Origin of the sequence: Microcoleus sp. Pol12B5 (assembly GCF_036701335.1) — a bacterium.
GTDB lineage: Bacteria > Cyanobacteriota > Cyanobacteriia > Cyanobacteriales > Microcoleaceae > Microcoleus.
The window spans coordinates 1-22,359 of the sequence record NZ_JAUBQQ010000076.1 but is presented as its reverse complement, the minus strand read 5'-3'; the positions used below and the strand labels follow the sequence as shown (position 1 = coordinate 22,359).

The 22,359-nt window shown below is 44.4% G+C and carries 9 protein-coding genes and 1 pseudogene; 6 read left to right on the top strand and 4 right to left on the bottom strand.

What is annotated here, in order from left to right; genetic code table 11:
- Positions 1-29 precede the first annotated feature (29 nt).
- Both QUA24_RS23295 and QUA24_RS23290 read left to right on the top strand, forming a co-directional pair.
- A complete protein-coding gene (locus QUA24_RS23295) occupies positions 30-389 on the top strand; it encodes a VOC family protein (protein ID WP_333215649.1) in 360 nt (119 codons plus the stop codon).
- A 3-nt stretch (positions 390-392) separates the two neighbouring features.
- Positions 393-1,673 (top strand): recombinase family protein, encoded by a 1,281-nt coding sequence (locus QUA24_RS23290; protein ID WP_333232424.1) that lies wholly within the window; start codon positions 393-395, stop codon positions 1,671-1,673.
- A gap of 49 nt (positions 1,674-1,722) precedes the next feature.
- Here QUA24_RS23290 and QUA24_RS23285 read toward each other — a convergent pair whose 3' ends face one another.
- The 3 genes from QUA24_RS23285 to QUA24_RS23275 all read right to left on the bottom strand — a co-directional run bounded on the left by QUA24_RS23285 (position 1,723) and on the right by QUA24_RS23275 (position 8,478).
- Positions 1,723-2,940, bottom strand: coding sequence for an adenylate/guanylate cyclase domain-containing protein (locus QUA24_RS23285; protein ID WP_333232434.1), 1,218 nt, complete (start codon positions 2,938-2,940; stop codon positions 1,723-1,725).
- A gap of 198 nt (positions 2,941-3,138) precedes the next feature.
- A complete protein-coding gene (locus QUA24_RS23280; RefSeq protein WP_333232422.1) occupies positions 3,139-6,819 on the bottom strand; it encodes a GAF domain-containing protein in 3,681 nt (1,226 codons plus the stop codon).
- A 105-nt stretch (positions 6,820-6,924) separates the two neighbouring features.
- Positions 6,925-8,478 carry an ATP-binding protein gene (locus tag QUA24_RS23275; RefSeq protein WP_333232421.1) on the bottom strand — a complete coding sequence of 518 codons (1,554 nt, stop codon included), beginning with the start codon at positions 8,476-8,478 and terminating at the stop codon, positions 6,925-6,927.
- A 653-nt stretch (positions 8,479-9,131) separates the two neighbouring features.
- Between QUA24_RS23275 and QUA24_RS23270 the strand changes: the two genes are divergently transcribed.
- From QUA24_RS23270 to QUA24_RS23250, 4 genes and pseudogenes are all read left to right on the top strand, one after another.
- On the top strand, positions 9,132-10,454 hold the full coding sequence (locus QUA24_RS23270; RefSeq protein WP_333232419.1) for an AAA-like domain-containing protein: 1,323 nt from the start codon (positions 9,132-9,134) through the stop codon (positions 10,452-10,454).
- Positions 10,455-10,695: 241 nt separating this feature from the next.
- Positions 10,696-14,373, top strand: a complete 3,678-nt coding sequence (locus QUA24_RS23265; RefSeq protein ID WP_333232417.1) for a WD40 domain-containing protein — start codon at positions 10,696-10,698, stop codon at positions 14,371-14,373.
- Positions 14,374-14,400: 27 nt separating this feature from the next.
- Complete coding sequence (locus QUA24_RS23260) at positions 14,401-17,979, top strand: WD40 domain-containing protein (protein ID WP_333232415.1); 3,579 nt, start codon at positions 14,401-14,403, stop codon at positions 17,977-17,979.
- A gap of 27 nt (positions 17,980-18,006) precedes the next feature.
- Positions 18,007-21,569 (top strand): annotated as a pseudogene (locus tag QUA24_RS23250) (AAA-like domain-containing protein).
- Between the two features lie 242 nt (positions 21,570-21,811).
- Here the strand turns inward: QUA24_RS23250 and QUA24_RS23245 are convergent.
- A partial coding sequence (locus QUA24_RS23245) for a calcium-binding protein (protein WP_333232409.1) occupies positions 21,812-22,359 on the bottom strand: 548 nt, incomplete at its 5' end.

The window sequence follows — 22,359 nt, the reverse complement described above, 5'->3', positions numbered from 1 at the left end:
TAAAATAAAACAATAAATTCCCAGAAAAAATGCAAATTACTCAATCCCTCCACAGCGCCATCCTCATCTCCAACCTGGAAAAATCCCAACACTTTTACAGCACCGTACTAAAACTGCAAAAAATCGATCGCGACTTAAAATTTCCCGGAATCTGGTATCAAATCGGCGGCTTCCAGCTCCACCTAATTTTAGGTGCAACAATTATCCCAGATGCCGTAGACCATGCCAAATGGGGACGTAACCGACATCTAGCATTTTCTGTGGCCAACTTAGAGGCAGCCAAACAGCAGTTAATCGCTCACAATTGCCCGTTTCAAATGAGCGCGTCAGGTCGATCGGCATTATTTACCCAAGATCCCGACGGCAACATCATCGAACTCAGCGAGTAACAGATGAAAATCATCGCTTATTCTTACACCGAACCGCTACTGGAACCAGCACCCGCACCGGAAATTTGGGGTCAAGAAGTCGATCGCACCTATCAAGACTTAGGAGGGCGGCAGCAACTGCAACAACTCCTCAAAGACTGCCAAACAGAACCAGTCAAATACTTATTAATTCAGCGGTTTGAAGAACTAGGCGACACCGTACAGCAAGTGTGTTCGCACCTCGCCCAACTCGAAAACCTCGGCGTCGAAATCATCGTACAAGCAGAAACAGAACCGCGAAACCGCCAAAACTTGCTGCAAATCCTCGCAGAAATCCAGCGCAGCCAACACAGCCGGAGTATTCGCAAAGGACACGCCCGCAACCGCATCAAATCCCGGATTCCACCGGGTAAGGCTCCCTACGGCTACCGGCGCGGCAAAGATTGTTATACGATCGATAAAACCACCGCCCCCACCGTCAAAGACTTTTTTGAACACTTTTTAATTTACGGTTCCTTGCGAGGTTCCGTGCGGTATTTAGCCAAGAAATACAACAAAAAAATCTCTGTAAGCACCGGCCGTCGCTGGCTGACAAATCCCGCCTACCGCGGCGATTTGGAATATCAAAATAGCCAAGTAATTTCTAACACCCACGTCCCGATTATTTCCAGAGAAGAAGCCGCCCAAATAGACAGGTTACTGCGCCGCAACCGCTGCCTTTCTCCTCGCAGCGCTAGCGCCCCACGTTCCCTCGCAGGTTTAGCAATTTGTGCAGAATGCAAATCGCCCATGACAGTTGCCAAAGTCACCTCCTACCGCCAAGAAAAAGAATACCTTTATTTGCGACCGATTAACTGTCCAAAACAGCCTAAATGTAGCGGCCTTTCCTACGATGAAGTATTGCAATTAACCATCGCCGGTATTTGCCGGGATTTACCCGATGCTGTTGCTGGGTTGCAAAGGCCGAATATGAATGGAATTAAAGCAGGAATTGTCAGGGCGATCGCATCGAAACAAGAAATCATACAGCAACTTTCCGCCCTGATTGACAGCGGCATATTAGACACCGAAACCGCCGAGTTTAGAGCCTACAAAATCCGCACCGAAATTGCCGAACTGCAAAGCAAATTAGCGCAACTGCCCCCAGTAAATTTGCGAGAAATTGCCCAAACAGTTTCCCTGTCGCAATTTTGGCTCGATTTATCAGAATCAGAACGCAGGTTTTACTTTCGAGAATTTATCGATCGCATTGAAATCGTCCGGGAACATACTAATTTGCAGTTGCAAATTATTTTCATTTTTTAAGAATTAGTTCAACTTTCATCCGTAGCTTTTAGGTGAGATGCCCGACTTCTTAAAGCAGTGGGGTATTTTGGTACTCTATTACTTCGCTAGGAGAGGACTTCGTTTGACTATAATCGGTTTCAAACGCTGAATTATCTTTTTTAGCCTTTAGCCAATAGACGATCATCTCTCCTTTTCCTTTAATCGCGATCGCACCTCTTTCTTCAAATAAATACCGATCTTTTAACAGTTCGTAAATAGCCGTAGTAACTTGAATATATCCCGGTAATCCTTGACATTCCATCCGAGAAGCAACATTAACAGTATCTCCCCACAAGTCATAGATAAATTTTTTAGTGCCAATTACGCCAGCAACTACTGGCCCTGTATGAATGCCAATCCGAATTTGAAATGGTTCGCCTTTGTCAGTTTGAAAATCAGCGATCGCTTCCTGCATATCCAAGGCCATATTTGCGATCGCTTCTACATGATCTGCCCTCGGCACAGGCAACCCCCCCGCTACCATATAAGCATCTCCAATTGTTTTAATTTTTTCCAAACCGTGTTTTTCAGTTAGTTGGTCAAACCTTGAAAAAATCTGGTTCAGTACATTTACCAATTCTAGAGGTAACATTCTAGCAGCAATAGACGTAAAATCGACAATATCGGCAAAAAGAACCGTTGCTGAATCAAACCTCTGGGCAGGAGAACCCTCGCCCTTTTTCAAATTTTCAACAATCGCTGCTGGTAAAATATTCAGCAATAAATGATCCGACTTTGTTTGAGCAAGCCGTAAAGCTAGCTCCACCCCCTGCCGCTCTTTAATTTCATTTTGCAAACGTTCGACAAGTTCTTGGAATTGCTTCGTTTGCTGTTGAAGTAACTGTTGTTGAGTTTGAATAGTTAACTGATTTGCCACTCGTGCCAATACTTCTTTACCATGAAAAGGTTTAGTAATATAGTCAACTGCTCCCACATCAAAGGCTTTAACCTTATCTACAACGTCATCTAAGGCGCTTAAGAAAATCACGGGAATGGAACTGGTTTTTGGTGAAGCTTTCAACTTTGCACATACCTCATATCCATTCATATCTGGCATCATCACGTCCAGCAAAATTAGGGTCGGCGGAAACTCTTGCACTGTAGCGATCGCCCTTTGCCCGTTCAGCGCTTTACGAACCTGATACCCTTGTTCGGTCAAGATTGTAGATAAAAGCCGCACATTATCTGGCTTATCATCAACTACTAAAATGTTGGCTTGAATTGTAGGATATTGATGGCTGTCCATGCGATCGCTCACGGTAGTTTGTCAAGATAAAAGATATTAACACTTACGAAGTTTACCTCAAAAAAAATGCAACAGTAGAAATTCAGATTTTATCTCCTAAAAAGAGATGGCAAGGAGACGGTATTGGGGCTTAATGTTAGGTGTTTTTTAAATAAAACACTCTCCTAAGTTTAGATTAGTTGATGAAAACTGGTATTTTTACCTCGTCGCAACTGCTGACTGCGCTATATCTATAATATCGTCAAATAGGAAATCCTGCACCAAAGTAGTTAAATATTCTGCGGCTAAAGCAAACTCACTCGGCATTTCCTCAATCAACTTGACAATTTTATCGTCGCAACATTCATGAGCAGCATGAGATATCTTTTCTACCCACTCAAGAGGCATTTGGCAGAGTTGTGACTCGACAGATTGATTGCTAGTCCCTCCGCTAATTTCGCTTTCATTTTCTAGTGGTACATCAACAGATTCCTCGTAAATGTAACGTATTCCTAAAAGTTCTTCCATTTTCGCAAATAATATCTTTGCCTCGAAGGGTTTACGCATGAAATCATCGCAGCCTGCTCCTAAAATAGTTTGTCGTTCCTCTTCAAAAGCGCTAGCAGTAAGAGCAACTATTACAGTTTGTTTTCCGATCGGATGAGCCTTAATTTTTCTGGTTGCTTCATAGCCATCCATGACAGGCATCTGCATATCCATCCAGATCAGGTGCGGTTGCCAATCCTCCCATACAGCAATAGCTTCTTGACCATCTCTAGCTTCTCGCACGAGGATGCCTAGGGGTGACAATAATCTCTCTATGACTAGGCAGTTATCGGCGCGATCGTCAACAACCAAAATCCGGTATTCTGGTTGATTCGGTGCTAAACTAATTACTTTTTTCTGCGGTTTAAGGATTTTAATCTCGCTGGGAGTAGCCAGGTTAATTTTAATATCAAATGCAAACTTACTTCCCAACTCAGGTGTACTGCTGACAGTAATATCTCCTCCCATCATTTGTACAAATTTGCGGCTAATTGGTAAACCTAATCCAGTCCCCTGTTGAGACTTCTGACCTGTTTTTGTTTGCTCAAAGGGTTCAAATAACTTATTTATCTCTTCTGCAGCAATCCCAAGACCAGTATCTTCAATTTCAAACTGAAGGCGTAAAAATTCCGAACGAAGGTCATTCGCGTCTACACAATCAAAGTCCGCCAAAATTTCGGACTTATTAAAACCAGTGAACCATCCGGGTGTTCTTTGTATAGCTGTGGTTTCAACCGCTAAGCTTTCGGAATGTTCAGTACCCGCGTCGGCAAGTTTTGTGTGTGTGTCCCTAAACTCTGAGGTTTCAGCTCTCAAACTTTCTTGTACCTGATTTTTCACTCGCAAAGTAACGCTACCCATCTCTGTAAACTTGATCGCATTTCCTACAAGATTAATCAAAATTTGCCGCAATTTACCTTCATCTCCCGTAACAAAGTGTGGTACGCCGTCACCCACTTCCAAATTTAGCTGCAATTTCTTAGATTTAGCTTTTAAGCGAAACATTTCTTCTAAGGTTTTTAGCAAGCGCATTAAATTAAAACTGCTTTCATTAAGCTGACTTCGGCCCGCTTCAATTTTGGACATTTCCAAAATGTCATTAATTAGCGCCAGCAAGTGTTCACCCGCGCGATTAATAATTTCTAGGTGCTGTTGGTGTTGATTGTTAAGAGATGAATCGCGCACCATCACCTGACTAAATCCGAGAATGGCATTCAAAGGAGTCCGCAATTCATGGCTCATAGAAGAAAGGAATTCGCTCTTAGCGCGGTTAGCTGTATCAGCAGCTACAACAGCTTTTTGTAATGCTGTTTCTGCTAATTTGCGATCGGCAATTTCTGTCTTGGCTTGTTCAAAAAGGGTGCATTGCTGGAGGGCAATTGCTAGCTGCACGGAAATTTGCTTGAGAGATTCTATCTCAGAAGAGATCCAATGCCTTTGACTGCGGCAGTGATGAGCAATGAGTAGCCCCCACAATTTTTCACCTTGCAAAATGGGAACAACGAGGTTAGCTTTAATTTCCAACTCGCTCAGTAAATTAACGTGGCACTCTGAAAGGCCGGCCGTATAAATATTGTCGATCGCACGCAGGTGTCCCTGCTCGTAAACATAGACGTAGCGTTCTCGAAAACAAGGGTCATTAATGTCAATTCCCAAAATCGGCATCGTACCGACGGATACCGACTCGACCGCTATAAATCCACTCCAATCTGGATTAAAGCGGTAAATAACTGTTCTATCAGTTGACAAAAACTGGCGCACTTCTTCCACAGCCATTGTCATTACTTCTTCTAGGTTAAGAGAGGAGCGAATCCGCTCTTGGATGCAATTCACGAGTCGCTCCCTTTTTACTTGTTGCTGCAAGGCTATTTCCGCCTGTTTGCGAGCAGTAACATCTACTCCATAACCAACGCACTCCACCGGTAGACCCGCAGCATCTTTGACTAACTTGATCTCATCGTAAACCCAGCGATAACTACCGTCTTTATGCCGTTCCCGGTATTCGTAGGAAACCGATTCTTTTTCCAATATCTGAGCGTAGGCAGTAGCAACAATCTCTAGATCTTCTGGATGAACCAGGCTATGCCAATCAAGGGAACCACCAACCAATTCTCGCGCTTCGTAACCAATCATTGAAACAACATTATCGCTGACAAATGTTACATCATAATTCCCCCCTAATTTGCAGCTAAAAATCACCGCCGGAGTAGTTGCCAGTAAATATTGCAAGCGTTCGGTTACAGAACGCAAGTTTAACTCGGCTTGCTTGCGATCGCGAGCTTCCATTGCTAAAGCTGCGATCTGCGCCACATAGCTAGCGAAGCTTTGTTCGTCCAGCGTCCAATTCCTGGTCGTTCCCTGATGTTCTAAACAAATTACACCCGCAATTTGCCCTTTATGGGTAATAGGAACATCTAGCATCGACGAGATGTTTAAAGGCGTCAAATAAGATTCGCTAAATTCTCGGGTGCGCGGATCAGTTTTGGCATCAACCACTGCGAGCGCCTGCTCTGTATTCAAAGCTTGGAAATAGCTAGGATAGTCAGCAACTTTCAGTTCTGCGCCGGCGCTGTGTTGATTGGGAGTCAGTTCGTAAATATCTGCACAGCACAGTGAGGATTTATCTTCCTGATAAAACCAAATACTTGCCCTATCAACATTCAGGGTACGAGTTGCCATTTGCGTAATCTCTCTCAAGGCCTCGGCGATATTTCCTTCGTAGATACTAGAATTTTTCGCTAATTCTAGCAAACCATTTTGTTGTTCTGTCAACCTAGTCTCTCGTTCTCGCAAAGCCGATTCAGCGGCTATCTTTTCTCTAATTTCTGCTTCTAAATAACCGTTAATTTGTCTCAACTCTGCGGTGCGCTCTTGGACTTTTATTTCTAAATCATCATAAGCGTGGCGCAACGCTAATTCAGCCTCTTCACGCACCCCAATCTCAGTCTGCAACTTGCGATTTATGGCCTCTAATTCTTGGGGGGTTTTTAAAGACAAAAACTGGGGCAATAGTGTTACCATCGAGGCGGCGGTGTAGCAGGAAACCAGTGCAGTAATTCCTTTTTCAATCCCCGACAGCCAATAAGCGGAATGCCACAGCGTCCAAATGTCTAGCAAGTGACCCGTGCCGCAGAGAATAATAAATGCACCAAATAAAGCAAATATTCCTAAAAAAGGAACATCGCGCCGCTTGAAGATAAAATAAATTAGCATCGCCGGAATTGAATAGTAGGCGATCGCGATTAAAAAGTCCCCAGTTACGTGCAGCCACACTAAAGGCGTTTGCCAAAGATAGCAATGACCGTGAGGCATATACTGAGTAGGGGAAAAGATATTTTTGAGTGCTTCCCACATAATACTTGTTATTGGCAGATAATATGGATTTGATGATGCCTAAGTTAGGCAAAAAATAAAATAAACCGAAAATTGGAGCTGGATTAAGCATTATTTATTAACGCCTCAACCCAGCTTGTTCATAACAGCTTGCTTCTGCACTAGGTGGCGCTCGCTAAATTGCGATCGCAACGGAATTTCAATGATAAACTCCGTACCTCTCCCAACCTCGGATGTGCAGCGCAAATAACCTTCATGGGATTGAATAATCTGATAAGAAATCGCCAAACCCAGTCCGGTACCAGCACCGATAGGTTTCGTTGTATAAAATGGATCGTAAATTTTAGCGATCGCATCATAATCTATGCCAGTGCCATTATCAGCAATGTGAATCTGCACCCACTTGCCATCAACTAAAAGGGTGCGGATGCGAATTTTTAGCAGTGGGCAATAGGTGTGTTGTAAGTTGTCAGAGAAATTATTTTCCCAATAGCCGTTGGTCGAATATCCCTGCTGTACAATCTGTTCTAAAGCATCAATAGCATTAGAACAAATATTCATAAATACTTGGTTAAGCTGCCCAGCATAGCATTCCAATTCTGGCACATCTCCATACTCTTTAATCACTTGAATAGGCGGACGGTTTGGTTGTTCTTTCAAGCGGTGCTGCAAAATCATTAAAGTGCCATCGAGACCTTCATGGATATTGACCTTTTTCATGTCGGCTTCGTCTAACCGGGAGAAAGTCCGTAAAGATTTAACAATTTCCCTAATTCGCTCTGCTCCAATTTTGAGCGAACCAAAAAGTTTTTGCAAGTCTTTTAAAATAAAATCGAGTTCGATAGTGTGAATCTTGTCTGCAATTTCCGGCGCCGGAGTGGGGTAATAAACTTGATAAGCCTTAATCAATTCTACAAGCTCTTTAATGTATTCCTCCGCAGGAATCAGATTGCCATAAATGAAGTTAACAGGGTTATTTATCTCGTGGGCAACCCCAGCTACCATTTGCCCCAAAGACGACATTTTTTCAGTTTGCACGAGTTGAGTTTGAGCGCCTTTAAGTTGTTGCAGAGCGTTCTCTAAATGCTGAGTTTGTTCTCGCAGTTTAGCTTCCGAGTGCCGCAATGAATTTTCAGCCAAAGAGCGATCGCGATTTTCCTGTAGCAAAAGTTCATTGGTGGATTCTAAAGCGATCGTCCTCTCCATCACCCGTTTTTCCAATTCTAGCATTAATTCCGAGAGTGCTTCTTGAGCTTGTTTGCGCTCACAAATCTCATTTTGTAAAGCTACATTTGCCACCGCCAATTGAGCTGGACTGGGAATAGCCAAGATTTTTGGGATTAGTTCCACCAGCACTGCTGCTGTAGATAGCGAAATCAACGCCGTAATCGCTTTAAGATAACCCGAGAACCAATAATTAGGATGCCACAGCGTCCATATTTCCATAATATGGGTAATTCCGCAGCAGATAATAAAAGAGCCAAACAGCATGAAAACCCAGTCAAAAGGCACGTCTTGCCGCCTTTTAACAATATAAATCAGCGTAATCGGTATCAAAAAATAAGCTACGGCTATCAAACCATCGGACAAAACGTGTAGCCCCACTAATCCCGGCTTCCACAAGTAGCAATGACCGTGAGGAATAAAATAATTTGAAAACATTTCATGAACCATTTGCATCAAATTAACTCGGTTATTTGCTAAAATTTTTCAGAGGTGATTACAGGAAAATTTTAAAAAAATGCTGGCACACAAATAAGAATTAGGCTTTTGGCCTTCACAGTTGTGATGAGTAAATGCAGCGATCTGAAACTATTGTTAATTAAATTAACATCAATCGACTCAGCTTTAGCAAAGTCAACTGTCACATTTTTAATTCTGCCTTCACTACCAACTGTGACACCGACATGACATTTTGACCAACGATAAAGAAAAACTGAGCGTAGATTCCTTTCCAGTAGGAGCGCCAGCGCCCATTAAAATTGGGTTGTAGCACTGGGTGACCAGTCAGGCAACGGGGTAATTACCAGATTTAACGGATGTCACGGATTTAAATTAACGAAGAGAACCATTCTCAAAAACCTGTAGAGGTGGGTTCACTTTTGTACCTTTGAAAAGTGCAGACAGGTTAAATACACCCGCCCCCGCCCCGCGAGGGAATTCTTGATCATTGACAGTGATACTCTTCGGGGAGATTTAACCGATTTGACCAATTACCCCATGAAAAATGTCGCGACAGTATCGTGTCGCAATCCAATCGGCGATCGCTCTGAGCTTTACACTCAATCATAAGTGATAATATCAACGATACACTTATATGGTTATTCCCAGTTATGACGATAGATGAGGTACTACAGCTAACTCGTGTGCGATTACAAAAAGATTTATATCCAGTACAAGAAATCATACTCCGCCAAGTTTGGGAAGGAAAGACTTATACAAGTATCGCCTCTGCCTCTCATTACGGAGAGCATTACCTGAGAAACATCGCCTCATCCTTGTGGCAATCTCTCTCTCAAATCTTGCAGACATCTATTAGCAAATCAAATTTTCGCTCTTGTTTAGAATCACGTTCCCTGACCGCAGAGGAACGAGAATTAATTGAATCATTCACCCGCAGCCAATGCCTAGCAACACCTTTAGAATTTCCCGGCTCTCCCGTGCCCCTCGGTTCGCCATTCTATATCCATCACCCGCTAATTGAAGAACTCGCCTATCGAGAGATTACTAAACCCGGAAGTGTGCTGCGGATTAAAGCTCCCAGGAAGATGGGAAAAAGTTCTCTTCTGCTACGCATTTTAGAGCGCGCGACTTCTCTTGACTATCGAACTGTAAGTTTAGATTTTCAGCAAGCCGAGGAAGCTGTCTTAGCCAATATCGATAAATTTTTACGCTGGTTTTGTGCCAACATCAGCCGTAACCTAGAATTACCACCTCTATTAGAGGATTATTGGGATGAAGACATGGGTAGCAAAGTAAGCTGCACCATCTATTTGCAACAATATATATTAGCACAAATAAGTACCCCTATTGTGTTAGCGTTAAATGAAGTAAATATAATTTTTGAATATCCAAAAATTGCCAGAGAATTTTTGCCGCTGCTGCGAAGCTGGCATGAAGAAGCAAAGCGGATTGAAACTTTGGGAAAACTGCGATTAATCGTTCTTCACTCCACAGAAATTTATATTCCTTTAAAGCTCACTGAATCGCCTTTTAATGTCGGTTTACCGCTGCAATTGCCCTATTTTACAGAAGAGCAGATACTTGCTTTAGCTCAGCGTCATGGACTGGATTGGACAGAGGGTTCCGATGCCGATCGACTGATGGCAATGGTGGGGGGACATCCTTATCTGGTGCGGCTCGCTTTTTACCACCTCTGTCACAACAGTGTAACACTAGATCAGCTACTACAAGAAGCTCCGACAATAGCGGGAATTTATAAAGATTACTTGCGGAGTTTTTGGGTAACATTGCAAGAGTATCCCGAACTGGCGGTTGCGCTTAAACAAGTAGTAAAATCGGAACACGGAGTGGAATTAGATCCGATAGTGGCTTCTAAATTATTTAGTATAGGGCTGATTCATATCGATAACAACCGCTGTACGCTAAGCTGTGAGTTGTACCGCCTCTATTTTGGTTCGCACAACTTTATTTAGAGCCGGCTTTACAGTTTCTTTGCGTAATCCAATATCCCCCTTGAAAACTCGACGTTTTCTGGCGCTTAGAAATCGCTGCTATACAAACAAAGTCCGCCTACGTGCACTAAAAAAAAGGGATAAATAAACCATAATTTAGCATAGTTTATCATAACTTATATTATAATACAGCTCCAGCACCACATCCTTACCTCTAAATAAATTCCCTACATACTCAGCTTTAAACCCACCCATAAACCGCATGACCCAGGTAACATACCAAATTGGGGGCAGTCTCGCCAGTGATGCGCCTACATACGTAGTGAGGCAAGCAGATTCCGAACTTTATGAAGTCTTAAAAGCTGGGGAATTTTGTTACGTCCTTAACTCTCGGCAAATGGGCAAATCTTCTCTCTTAGTCCGTACCCTGCACCGACTGCAAGCAGAAGGTTTTCAATGCAGCACGATCGACATGACCCGCATCGGTAGCGAAAATATCACTCCTTTACAGTGGTATAAAGGCATGATTGGGGAACTGTGGCGCGGCTTCAATCTTTTAGGGCAAGTTAACTTAAAAACCTGGTGGCGTGATGAAGAAGATGTATCATTTCTGCAAAGATTGAGTCGTTTTATTGAAGATATTTTGTTAGTCAATTTTTTTGAGCAAAAAATCATTATATTGATTGATGAAATTGACAGTGTTCTCAGTCTAGATTTCCCTGTCGATGATTTTTTCACCCTAATTCGCTTTTGCTATAATCAACGCTCAATTAATCCAGAATATAATCGCATTACTTTTGCAATATTTGGAGTAGCAACACCTAGCGATTTAATTGTTGATAAAAAACGAACTCCTTTTAATATTGGGCGAGCCATAAATTTACGAGGTTTTGAACTAGAAGAAGCCCAGCCATTAGCGGCGGGATTGGCAAGTGTAGTCAATAATTCTCAACCTATTCTCAAACAGATATTGGCTTGGACTTCTGGGCAGCCATTTCTGACGCAAAAACTGTGCTATTTAGCCTACATGACAACTCAAAGTACACCGCAAAAAGTAGTAACAATCCCAGCAGGAACAGAAGAGGTTTGGGTAGATAGTTTAGTGCGAGAAAATATTATTAATAACTGGGAATCTCAGGATGAGCCGGAACATTTAAAAACCATAAAGGAGCGGATTATTCGCAACGAACAACGCGCGGGCAGATTACTCGGCATCTACCAGCAAATTTTACAATCTAACCCCCCTTTAGCCAGCGGATCTGTTTCATTCTTGGGCTTTGAAGAGGACTATAGGGGCAGCACTCCCGTGCCTGACCCAAATCTTTATAGGGCAACTACAGGAGAATTTCCCCTACAAGGAAATGAAAGATTTCTACCTTTTAGCCAAATAGCCGGAGGGGTATCAACTGATGACTCACCAGAACAAATTGAACTATTATTATCGGGATTAGTTGTCAAAAACAAAGGTTATTTGCAGGTAAGAAACAGGGTTTATGCTGAAGTTTTTAACCTGGAATGGGTAGAGAAGCAATTAGGGCAACTGCGCCCCTACTCGCAAACCTTCGATGCTTGGATTGCTTCACAACAAACAGATTCTTCCCGACTTTTGCGGGGACAAGCTTTAAAAGATGGTCAAATCTGGGCGCAGGAAAAAAGCTTAAGTAACCTAGACTATCAGTTCTTAGCTGCTAGTGCCGAACTAGATAGGCGAGAAGTTCAACAAGCTTTAGAATCAGAACGCACCAAAGAAGTGGAAGCGCGACTGGCCCAGGAACAAATGCGATTAATTGAAGAAAAAAAAGCAGTTAAACGACAGAGGGCATTACTATTTGCTGTGAGTATGGCACTGCTACTTGCCTGTGCTTTAGGAGTAACAAGTTATTTTCAGTATCGCCGATCCATTATTAGTGAGCGTGAAGCTCGGATTAGTGAAATTAAAGCCTTGGTTTCTTCCTCAGAGGGATTGTTTGCCTCTAATCGCCGATTGGATGCACTAATAGAAGCAATTAAAGCTAAGCGCCGACTACAAAACTTAGGCAAAATGGATAAAAATATTGATAATCAAGTTATCAATGTATTGCGTCAAGCGGTTTATGAAGGGGATGAATACAACCGTTTATCGGGACATAAAGCGGCTGTTATTGGAATTAATATTAGTCGGGATAGTAAGTTTATTGCCTCAACAAGTGTGGATAAAACTATTAAAGTGTGGCGGCGGGACGGAACGGAAATAGCAACACTCAAAGGTCATCAGGCGATCGTTCGGTCTGTCAAATTTAGCCCGGACGGTCAGTTTATTGCTTCTGGAAGTGATGATGGAACTGTAAAACTTTGGCAGCGAAACGGAACTTTGTTGAAAACTTTTCAGGGTCATACTGCTGGTATCTGGACAGTGGCGTTTAGTCCCGATGGTCAAACAATTGCTTCTGCCAGCATGGACAAAACGGTGAAACTCTGGAACAAAGACGGCAAACTGTTAAGAACTCTCCAGGGTCATACTGCTGGGGTACCCTCAGTGGCTTTCAGTCCAGACGGTCAGACTATTGTTACGGCAAGTGGAGACAAAACGGTGAAACTTTGGAACAAAGACGGCAAACTGTTAAGAACTCTCCGGGGTCATACTTCTGTGGTATCTGCAGCAGCGTTTAGTCCAGACGGTCAGATTGTGGCTTCAGCAAGTGGAGACAAAACGGTGAAACTCTGGAACAAAAACGGTACTTTGCTTAGAACGCTTGAAGGTCATTCTGCTGTAGTCTCCGAAGTTGTTTTCAGTCCAGATGGTCAGACTTTTGCTTCTGCAAGTCGCGATCAAACTGTAAAACTCTGGAATCTTGACGGAACAGAATGGACGACATTGAGAGGTCACACTGCTGCGATTTGGGGGATAGCTTGGAGCCCAGACGGCAGTTTTATTGCTTCGGCGGGTGCAGAAAATACGGTGCGGCTGTGGCAGAGTCAAAACCCATTGCGGACGATGATTACTGCACATAAAGCCGGGATTTGGGCGATCGCACTGAGTTCGGATAGTTCTACAATTGCTACAGGCAGCGAGGATGGCACGACTAAGCTTTGGAGTCGGCAAGGCAAATTGCTAGCGACTTTCGCTCTCGAAAAGGCTGCGATTTATGCTGTTGCCATGAGTGGCGATGGCAAGTTAATTGCTTCTGGCAGAATTGATAATAAGGTGAATATCTGGACTAGAAACGGAAAAGCTATCGCAAATTTGGTAGGTCATAACGCTACGGTTTTTACATTAGCTTTTAGTCCAAACGGTCAAATTATTGCTTCTGGAAGTCAAGATAATACTATCAAGCTTTGGCGGCCCGATGGTACTTTATTGCATACTATGACAGGACATCATGCTCCTATTTGGCAGGTGGTATTTAGCCCTGACGGTCAGCTAATTGCCTCGGCAGGGGGGGATGGTACTGTGAAGTTGTGGAAGCTTGATGGTACTTTGGTGAGAACTTTTCAAGGTCATACTGCTGCGGTGTGGAGAGTGGCGTTTAGCCCTGACGGTAAATTTCTGGCTTCTGGCAGTGGGGACAATACTGTTAAGATTTGGACTGTGGATGGTAAGTTACTGAGAACTCTGGAAGGTCATCTCGCCGCGGTGTGGGGCGTGGCGTTTAGCCCGGATGGTAATATTATTGCTTCTGGTAGTGTAGACAATACGCTGAAGTTTTGGAAGCTTGACGGTACCGAATTAACGACGCTTAGAGGTAACTCTGCGGCGATTCGGGGGGTAGCGTATAGTGGGGATGGGTCATTTGTGGCTTCTGTGAGTGAGGATAATACGCTGATTTTGTGGGATGTGGAGCGAGTTTTGAAAGTGGATTTGTTGGCTGATGGTTGCGATCGCGTGCGAGATTATTTGCGAACAAATGCTGACGTAAAGGAGGAGGATAGACATTTGTGCGATGCCGTGGGCGATCGCTAAATTATCCGAAACAATTAACTATTAATTATGAAAGATTACTCTTACCACATTGGTGGCAGTCTCACAACTGATGCGCCTACCTATGTCGAACGACAAGCAGATATCGAACTTTATGAAGCCTTAAAACGAGGCGAGTTTTGCTACATTCTCAATTCGCGACAAATGGGCAAATCTTCCCTTCTTGTTCGCACCTTCCATCGATTGCAAGCCGAAGGATTTCAATGCAGCACGATCGACATGACCCGTATCGGTAGCGAAAATATTACTCCTTTACAGTGGTATAAAGGAATTGTTGGGGATTTGTGGCGCAGTTTCAATCTGGTAGGAAAAGTTAATTTAAAAACCTGGTGGCAAGAACAAGAAGAAGTTTCTCTCCTCCAAAGATTGAGTCAATTTATTGAAGAGATCTTATTAGCTAGATTTCTGGATGAGCGAATTTTTATATTTGTCGATGAGATTGATAGTATTTTAAGCTTAGATTTTCCAGTCGATGACTTTTTCGCCTTGATTCGTTATTGTTACAATCAACGAGCCATTAATCCAGAATACAACCGGATTACCTTCGCGATTTTTGGAGTAGCTGCGCCCAGCGATTTAATTTCCGATAAAAATCGGACACCTTTTAATATCGGACAAGCAGTAGATTTGCCCGGTTTTTCTTTGGAAGAAGCCTTTCCTTTAACTCAAGGCTTAGAGAGTGTAGTTAATAATGCCGAGGCAATTATCAAAGCAATATTAGGTTGGACTTCTGGGCAACCATTTCTGAGCCAAAAGCTGTGTAAATTGATAGTAAGAGCAACGCTAGAATCTCACAGTGACGTGCTGATAATTCCCCCGGGAACGGAAGGATTTTTTGTGGAATCGGTCGTGCGATCGCACATCATCCAGAATTGGGAATCTCAAGATGAACCAGAGCATTTAAAGACGATCCGCGATCGCATCCTGAGAAACGAGCAACGTGCTGGCAGACTACTAGGCATCTATCAAAAAATCTTACAAGGAGTGGAAGTACCCACCGATGACTCGCGAGAACAGGTAGAACTATTGCTGTCTGGTTTGGTAGTAAAATCTCAGGGGTTTTTACAGGTAAGAAACCAGATTTATCAAGAAGTATTTAACAAAAAATGGGTAGAAAAAAATCTCGCTTCCTTGCGTCCATATTCTCAAGCCTTTGATGCTTGGATAACTTCCAAGCAGACCGATCAATCCCAACTGTTGCGCGGACAGGCATTGAAAAATGCTCAAGCTTGGGCCCAGGGTAAAAGTTTGAGTGACTTAGATTATCAGTTTTTAGGCGCTTCTGAAGAATTAGACCGAAGAGAAATGCAGATAGGATTGGAAGCCGAACGGGCCAAACAAATTGAAGCCAGACTAACAGAAGAACAAAAAAGATTAGCTGTAGAGAAAAAAAGTTCTAGGCGGCAAAGGTTTTTGCTTTTTGTAGTAACTATAGCATTAATTATCGCCTCTGCCTTGGGGCTGGCGGTGTATTTTCAGTATCGGCAAACTGCTGTCAGCGAAATCAAAGCGATCGCCAAATCTTCCGAAGCACTATTCGCCTCAAATCAAAAATTAGACGCATTCATAGAGGCAATCAGAGGAAAGCGACAACTGCAAAAGTTAGGTGGTGTAAACCCAGAACTCGAACGCTCAGTTAAAGAAGCTCTCCATCAAGGTGTTTATGGAGCAGTTGACTATAATCATTTATCGGGGCATAACAATGTGGTGAATGATGTCACATTCAGTCCTGATGGGGAACTCATCGCCTCAGCTTCTGCCGACAAAACGATCGATCTTTGGGAAAAAGACGGTACAAGACTAGGAATGCTTCAAGGGCACAACAATGCAGTTTGGGGAGTTGTATTTAACCCCAGAGGGGATCTAATTGCTTCTGGTTCTGCGGATAACACAGTTAAAATTTGGCGCAAAAACAGTACAAATTCACCAAAAGTCAAGCCGAGTTATATTTTGTGGCAGACCTTAAAAGGACATACCAATAATATTTCACAAGTCGCGATCGCTCCTAACAATCAGATTATTGCTTCCGCTTCTAAAGATAAAACAGTTAAACTCTGGAGTACAGAGGGCAAACTGCTGAGAACTCTCACCGGACATACAGATGAAGTTAACAGCGTTGCCTTTAGCCCGGACAGTCAAACTATTGCATCTGCTTCTAAAGATCAAACCATCAAACTCTGGAATGTAGACGGTCAAATGATCAGAACCCTCACCGGACATACGGATAGAGTTATGAATGTTGCCTATGCGCCCGCAGGCTACGCCAACAGCCCTTCAGAATATCTCATTGCCTCGGCGAGTGCGGATAAAACAGTCAAACTTTGGAAGCTTGACGGAACTTTAGTCAAAACCCTAACTGGACACAGCGATGCCGTGACCAAAATCGCTTTTAACCCTCAAGGTGGTTTGCTTGCCTCGGCAAGTCTAGACAGAACAGTCAAACTGTGGCAGCTTGACGGGACTATGGTAAAAACCCTGCTAGTCGCGAAGGATGTCGTCTCTGGATTGGCTTGGAGTCCTGACGGGAAAATCTTTGCCTCATCCAGTTGGGATGGCCCGATCGCACTTTGGAAGCTTGATGATAGTTTGCTCAAGACTCTTAACGGACATCAAGCATCAATTTACACCATAAAATTTAGCCCTGATGGTAAGACAATTGCCACCGCCAGTCGTGACAATACTGTTAAACTTTGGCGGCTTGATGGTAGCTTAATTCGCACTTTCCCCAAACAAGCTGATAAAGTTTTCGGAGTAGATTTCAGCCCAAACGGAGACACTATTGCTACAGGCGGTTATGACAGCACTGTTCGATTGTGGCGACTAGATGGAACCTTAATCAAGACTTTTACTGGACATCAAGGTAGAGTTTTCGCCGTTGATTTCCATCCAGATGGACAGTCACTCGCCTCGGCAGGTGAGGACAAAACGGTCAAAGTCTGGAGGATTGACGGCACTCCATTGGCAACTCTCAAAGGACATACCGATTACATTAACGGAGTGGCATTTAGCCCCGATGGCAAGCTGATTGCCTCTGGTAGTGTGGACGGAACTGTCAAACTTTGGCAGTGGGATAATGCGATCGCCTCTGGAAAGCTCAGCTACAAGCTTCTACACACTTTAACAAGCCATCGCCGTCAGGTGGCGGGAGTGGCATTTAGCCCGGATGGCAAGATTCTCGCTTCAGCAGGTATGGATAGCATGGTGAGAGTTTGGGGGCGCGACGGTACAGAAATTAGAGCCTTAAAGGGACACAAAAATGGGGTATTCGGAGTGGTATTTAGCCCTGATGGCAAGACTCTCGCTTCAGCAAGTTTTGACGGCACTGTCAAACTTTGGAGGTACGATGGTCAAGAGCTTGAAACCTTAAAAGGACACGGGGATGGGGTGTTCGGAGTGACATTTAGCCCTGATGGGAAGTTCGTCGCTTCAGCCAGTCAGGATACCACAGCAATTGTGTGGAATTTAGAGCGAATTTTCCAGCTCGATTTTCTCCAGTATGGTTGCGACTGGGTGCGGGATTATCTGCAAACGAATGCCGATGTGAAGGAGGAGGATAGGCATTTGTGCGATGCCGTGGGCGATCGCTAAATTATCCGAAACAATTAACTATCAATTATGAAAGATTACTCTTACCATATTGGTGGCAGTCTCACAACTGATGCGCCTACCTATGTCGAACGACAAGCAGATATCGAACTTTATCAAGCCTTAAAACGAGGCGAGTTTTGCTACGTTCTCAATTCGCGGCAAATGGGCAAATCTTCCCTTCTCGTTCGCACCTTCCATCGACTGCAAGCCGAAGGATTTCAATGCAGCACGATTGACATGACCCGCATCGGCAGCGAAAATATTACTCCTTTACAGTGGTACAAAGGAATCGTTGGGGATTTGTGGCGCAGCTTTAATTTATTAGAACAAGTTAATTTAAAAACTTGGTGGAAAGAACAAGAAGAAGTTTCTCTCCTGCAAAGATTGAGTCAGTTTATTGAAGATATTTTATTAGCCAGATTTGCGGAGGAGCGAATATTTATATTTGTCGATGAGATTGATAGTATTCTCAGTTTAGATTTTCCGGTAGACGATTTTTTCGCCTTGATTCGTTTCTGCTACAATCAACGAGCTATCAATCCCGAATATACCCGCATTACTTTCGCAATTTTCGGAGTAGCTACACCCAGCGATTTAATCGCCGATAAAAATCGGACACCTTTTAATATCGGACAAGCGATCGATTTGTCAGGATTTAGCTTAGAAGAAGCGCAACCTTTAGCGAAAGGGTTAGAAAATGTCATTGCCAATCCGCAGGCAGTTCTCAAAAAAATCTTATATTGGACGGGAGGACAGCCATTTTTAACGCAAAAAATATGTGAATTAGTAGTAAGAATGGCGGGTCAGCCCACATGGGGGGTTTAAAAATACCACCGGGAACCGAGGGATTTTTTGTGGAATCGGTGGTGAGAGAAAACATCATCAATCAATGGGAATCGCAAGATGAGCCAGAGCATTTAAAGACAATCCGCGATCGCATCCTTCGCAACGAACAACGTGCCGGCAGATTGCTCGGTATTTATCAGCAAATTTTACAAGGCGTAGGGGCGGTGCCCCCGTGCCAGCCCGTCCCAACAGATGACAGCCGAGATCAAATCGAACTATTACTATCGGGTTTGGTGGTAAAAAAATATGGGTATTTGCAGGTAAAAAACATAATTTATCAAGAAGTATTTAATCTCGAATGGGTAGAAAAAAACTTAGGGCAACTGCGCCCTTACTCCCAACTATTTGATGCTTGGATCGCTTCCAAACAACAAGACGAATCGCGACTGTTGCGCGGACAAGCGCTGAAAGACGCTAAATCCTGGACGCAAGGTAAAAGTTTGAGCGATTTGGACTATCAGTTTTTAGCCGCTTCTGGTGAATTAGACAAGTTGGAAATGCAGCAAGCACTGGAAGCAGAACGAGTAAAAGAAGTCGAAGCACGACTGGTAGAAGAACGCAAGCGCGTAGCTTATGAAAGAAAGACAGCACAGCGACAGCGCAAGTTTATTGCAGCGTTGAGTGGCTTGCTGATAGCTGCGATCGCATCCGCCATTTTCGCCCTCTGGCAATATTACCGCGCCGCCAAAAGCGAAATACAAGCCCTCAGCATCTCCTCCACAGGGCAATTCGCCTCTCAACAGCGATTAGACGCCCTCGTCACTGCCATCAAAGCCAGACGCAGGCTCGATGACCTCCCTAATTCCAACCCCCAGTTGCGATCGCAAGTTCGACAAGTGCTGCAACAGGCCATCTACGGAACGGCAGAATTCAATCGCCTGACGGGGCATTCCAGCGTGGTTCTGGGCCTTGATGTCAGCCCAGACGCCCAACTCATCGCCACCGGCGGCGGCGACAGAACAGTCAAGCTGTGGCAGCGGGACGGTGCGCTGATCCACAACCTACAACACCCGGCTGCTGTCTTCGGAATCAAATTCAGTCCTGACAGCCAGCGCCTGGTCACATCCAGTCTCAACGGCAGCATTTATCTGTGGGATCGAGACGGCAAGCTCCTCAAAACCTTTCAGGGACACAGCGCTGCGATATGGGACATTGCAGTCAGTCCGGGCGGCGATCGCATTGCCACTGGCAGCGAAGACAGCACGATTCGCCTGTGGGACTTTAATGGCAAACTGCTGGAGACACTAAGCGGACATCAAGGTGGGGTTTGGGGTCTTGCCTTCAGTTCGGATGCAAACCTGCTCGCCTCTAGCAGCACCGACGGTACGGTCAAGGTGTGGACCAAGGACGGCAAAGGAGTGAGAACTTTGGAAGGGCACGCGGCTGCCGTTTGGGACGTTAAGTTCGCCTTCCTCGCAGACAGTGACGGCACAAAACGTCTCGCTATTCTCTCTGCCAGCGCTGACAACACGGTTAAAATCTGGCAACTCGACGGAACACTGCTACGAACTCTCGGGGGTCACAGTTCGGAAGTGTTGGAAATTGCCGTCAGCGATTCAGGCGATGTCATTGCTTCCGCCAGCGCAGACGGAACCATCAACCTCTGGAAGCCGGACGGGACGCTTTTGAAAGTCCTCAAAGGGCATCAATCTGGAATTCGCGGCGTTATCTTTATTCCCAACACTCAAATCGCTGTCTCCGCCAGCGACGACAATACCGTCCGGCTATGGAACCTGACAAACCCTTTCTCGAAAGTCCTGTACGGACATAGCGGCATCATTTGGGATGTGGACTTCAGCCAGGACGGTCAGAGGTTAGCTTCAGCCAGTTCGGATGGCAGCTTCAAAGTGTGGGCAAAAGACGGTACGTTGCTGAAGTCTTTGGCGGGATACAAGGCTCCCGTTTACTCGGTTGCTTTCGTCTCTCCTGCTAGCTTTGCCAAAGAAGATATCTTGCCTGTACTCGCTTTTGCTGGTACAGACAAAACTATTAAACTCTGGCAGTTCGACGGGACGCTGCTGAAAACCATAACAGGACATGGGGCTAGCGTTTGGGATGTCTCCGTCAGTCCAGACGGTCAGTTCTTCGCTTCTGCCAGCGACGACAAAACCGTGAAACTGTGGAAGCCAGACGGCACTTTGCTGAAAACGTTCACAGGACATCAGGCTAGGGTTTACGATGTGGACTTTACCCCCGACGGAAACAGGCTGGTTTCTGTCAGTGCAGATGGCACAGTTCGGTTGTGGAGTTTGGACGGTCGCTTGAACAAGACTTTGAAAGGTCATCGTAGTGGAATTTGGGAAGTGGCTGTCAGTCCAGACGGTCGGACTTTGGCAAGTGCGAGCATGGATGACACGATTAAACTTTGGACGATCGATGGCACGTTGCTGAAAACTATCAAGGGAAATACTAGAGGCATGATGGCGGTTGATTTCAGTTCAGACGGTCAAATGCTGGTGGCGGGAGGCGCATCTGGCGCAGTCAAACTCTTGAAAATTGACGGCACGGAAATAACGACGCTAACCCGACATGAGGGGAATGTTTGGGCGGTGGCGTTTAGTCCCGATGGCAAACAGATTGCTTCTGTTGGGGACGATCGCACTATCATTTTGTGGGATGTGGAGCGGATTCTCAAACTCGATGAACTGGCTTATGCGTGCGATCGGGTGCGAGATTATTTGCGAACCAATGCTGATGTGAAGGAGGAAGATAGACCTTTGTGCGATCGTATTAAAACGGAATAATATCAAGTCCGCTTTATTAGGAAATAGAGATTAATATGTGTGGCTCTAGCATCAGAATATTAGAGGATATTTATCATACTTGGCTACTTTTTATTGGAAGATGCTATAATACTAAATCCGGCTTAAATACTATTTTTATATCACTCTGCGGACTCAGAATTCGTTTGTTTAGTAGCGGTTTTAACCGCCGAAGGATACGCAGAATAATCGAGGCTATAGCTAAACCGGATTTAGTATAATAATTACAGAGTAATGAAGTCGGTAGCAGTGAGAATACCGGGGGTAATATTGTTAAGCTTCGCCAACAATTGATTGGTGTCCGTCACAGTAATCAAAGTTTGATTGTTGCTGGAAGTAATACTGAGTTGATTAAAACTCAAATCAGAATTTAACCCAATTAAATCCTCTCCCCTGCGGAAATCATTAATGATGTCGCTACCCGAACTTTGATTAAGGAAAAACACATCATTTCCCGAACCTCCCGTCAATGTATCGTCCCCAACATCCCCGGAAAGGAAATCTGCACCGCTGCCACCACTGAGAATATCATTACCTTTGCCCCCGTACAGGGTATCGTTACTGATGTCGCCACAGATCACATCGTTTTCATTGCCGCCCAACAGCAAGTCGTTGCCCTCACCGCCATCGAGACTGTCGTTTTCTTTGCCGCCGTACAGGGTATCGTTACCGATGTCGCCAAAAATTAGGTCTGTACCTTCATTGCCAAAGGCAATATCGTTGCCATTTCCAGCATTAATTGTGTCATTTCCTAAGTTCCCTAAAATGTAGT

Excerpts from the sequence above, each read along its gene's own strand:
- QUA24_RS23295 (WP_333215649.1), top strand. The coding sequence starts at position 30 with ATGCAAATTACTCAATCCCTCCACAGCGCCATCCTCATCTCCAACCTG.
- QUA24_RS23290 (WP_333232424.1), top strand. The coding sequence starts at position 393 with ATGAAAATCATCGCTTATTCTTACACCGAACCGCTACTGGAACCAGCA.
- QUA24_RS23285 (WP_333232434.1), bottom strand. The coding sequence starts at position 2,940 with ATGGACAGCCATCAATATCCTACAATTCAAGCCAACATTTTAGTAGTT.
- QUA24_RS23280 (WP_333232422.1), bottom strand. The coding sequence starts at position 6,819 with ATGTGGGAAGCACTCAAAAATATCTTTTCCCCTACTCAGTATATGCCT.
- QUA24_RS23275 (WP_333232421.1), bottom strand. The coding sequence starts at position 8,478 with ATGCAAATGGTTCATGAAATGTTTTCAAATTATTTTATTCCTCACGGT.
- QUA24_RS23270 (WP_333232419.1), top strand. The coding sequence starts at position 9,132 with ATGACGATAGATGAGGTACTACAGCTAACTCGTGTGCGATTACAAAAA.
- QUA24_RS23265 (WP_333232417.1), top strand. The coding sequence starts at position 10,696 with ATGACCCAGGTAACATACCAAATTGGGGGCAGTCTCGCCAGTGATGCG.
- QUA24_RS23260 (WP_333232415.1), top strand. The coding sequence starts at position 14,401 with ATGAAAGATTACTCTTACCACATTGGTGGCAGTCTCACAACTGATGCG.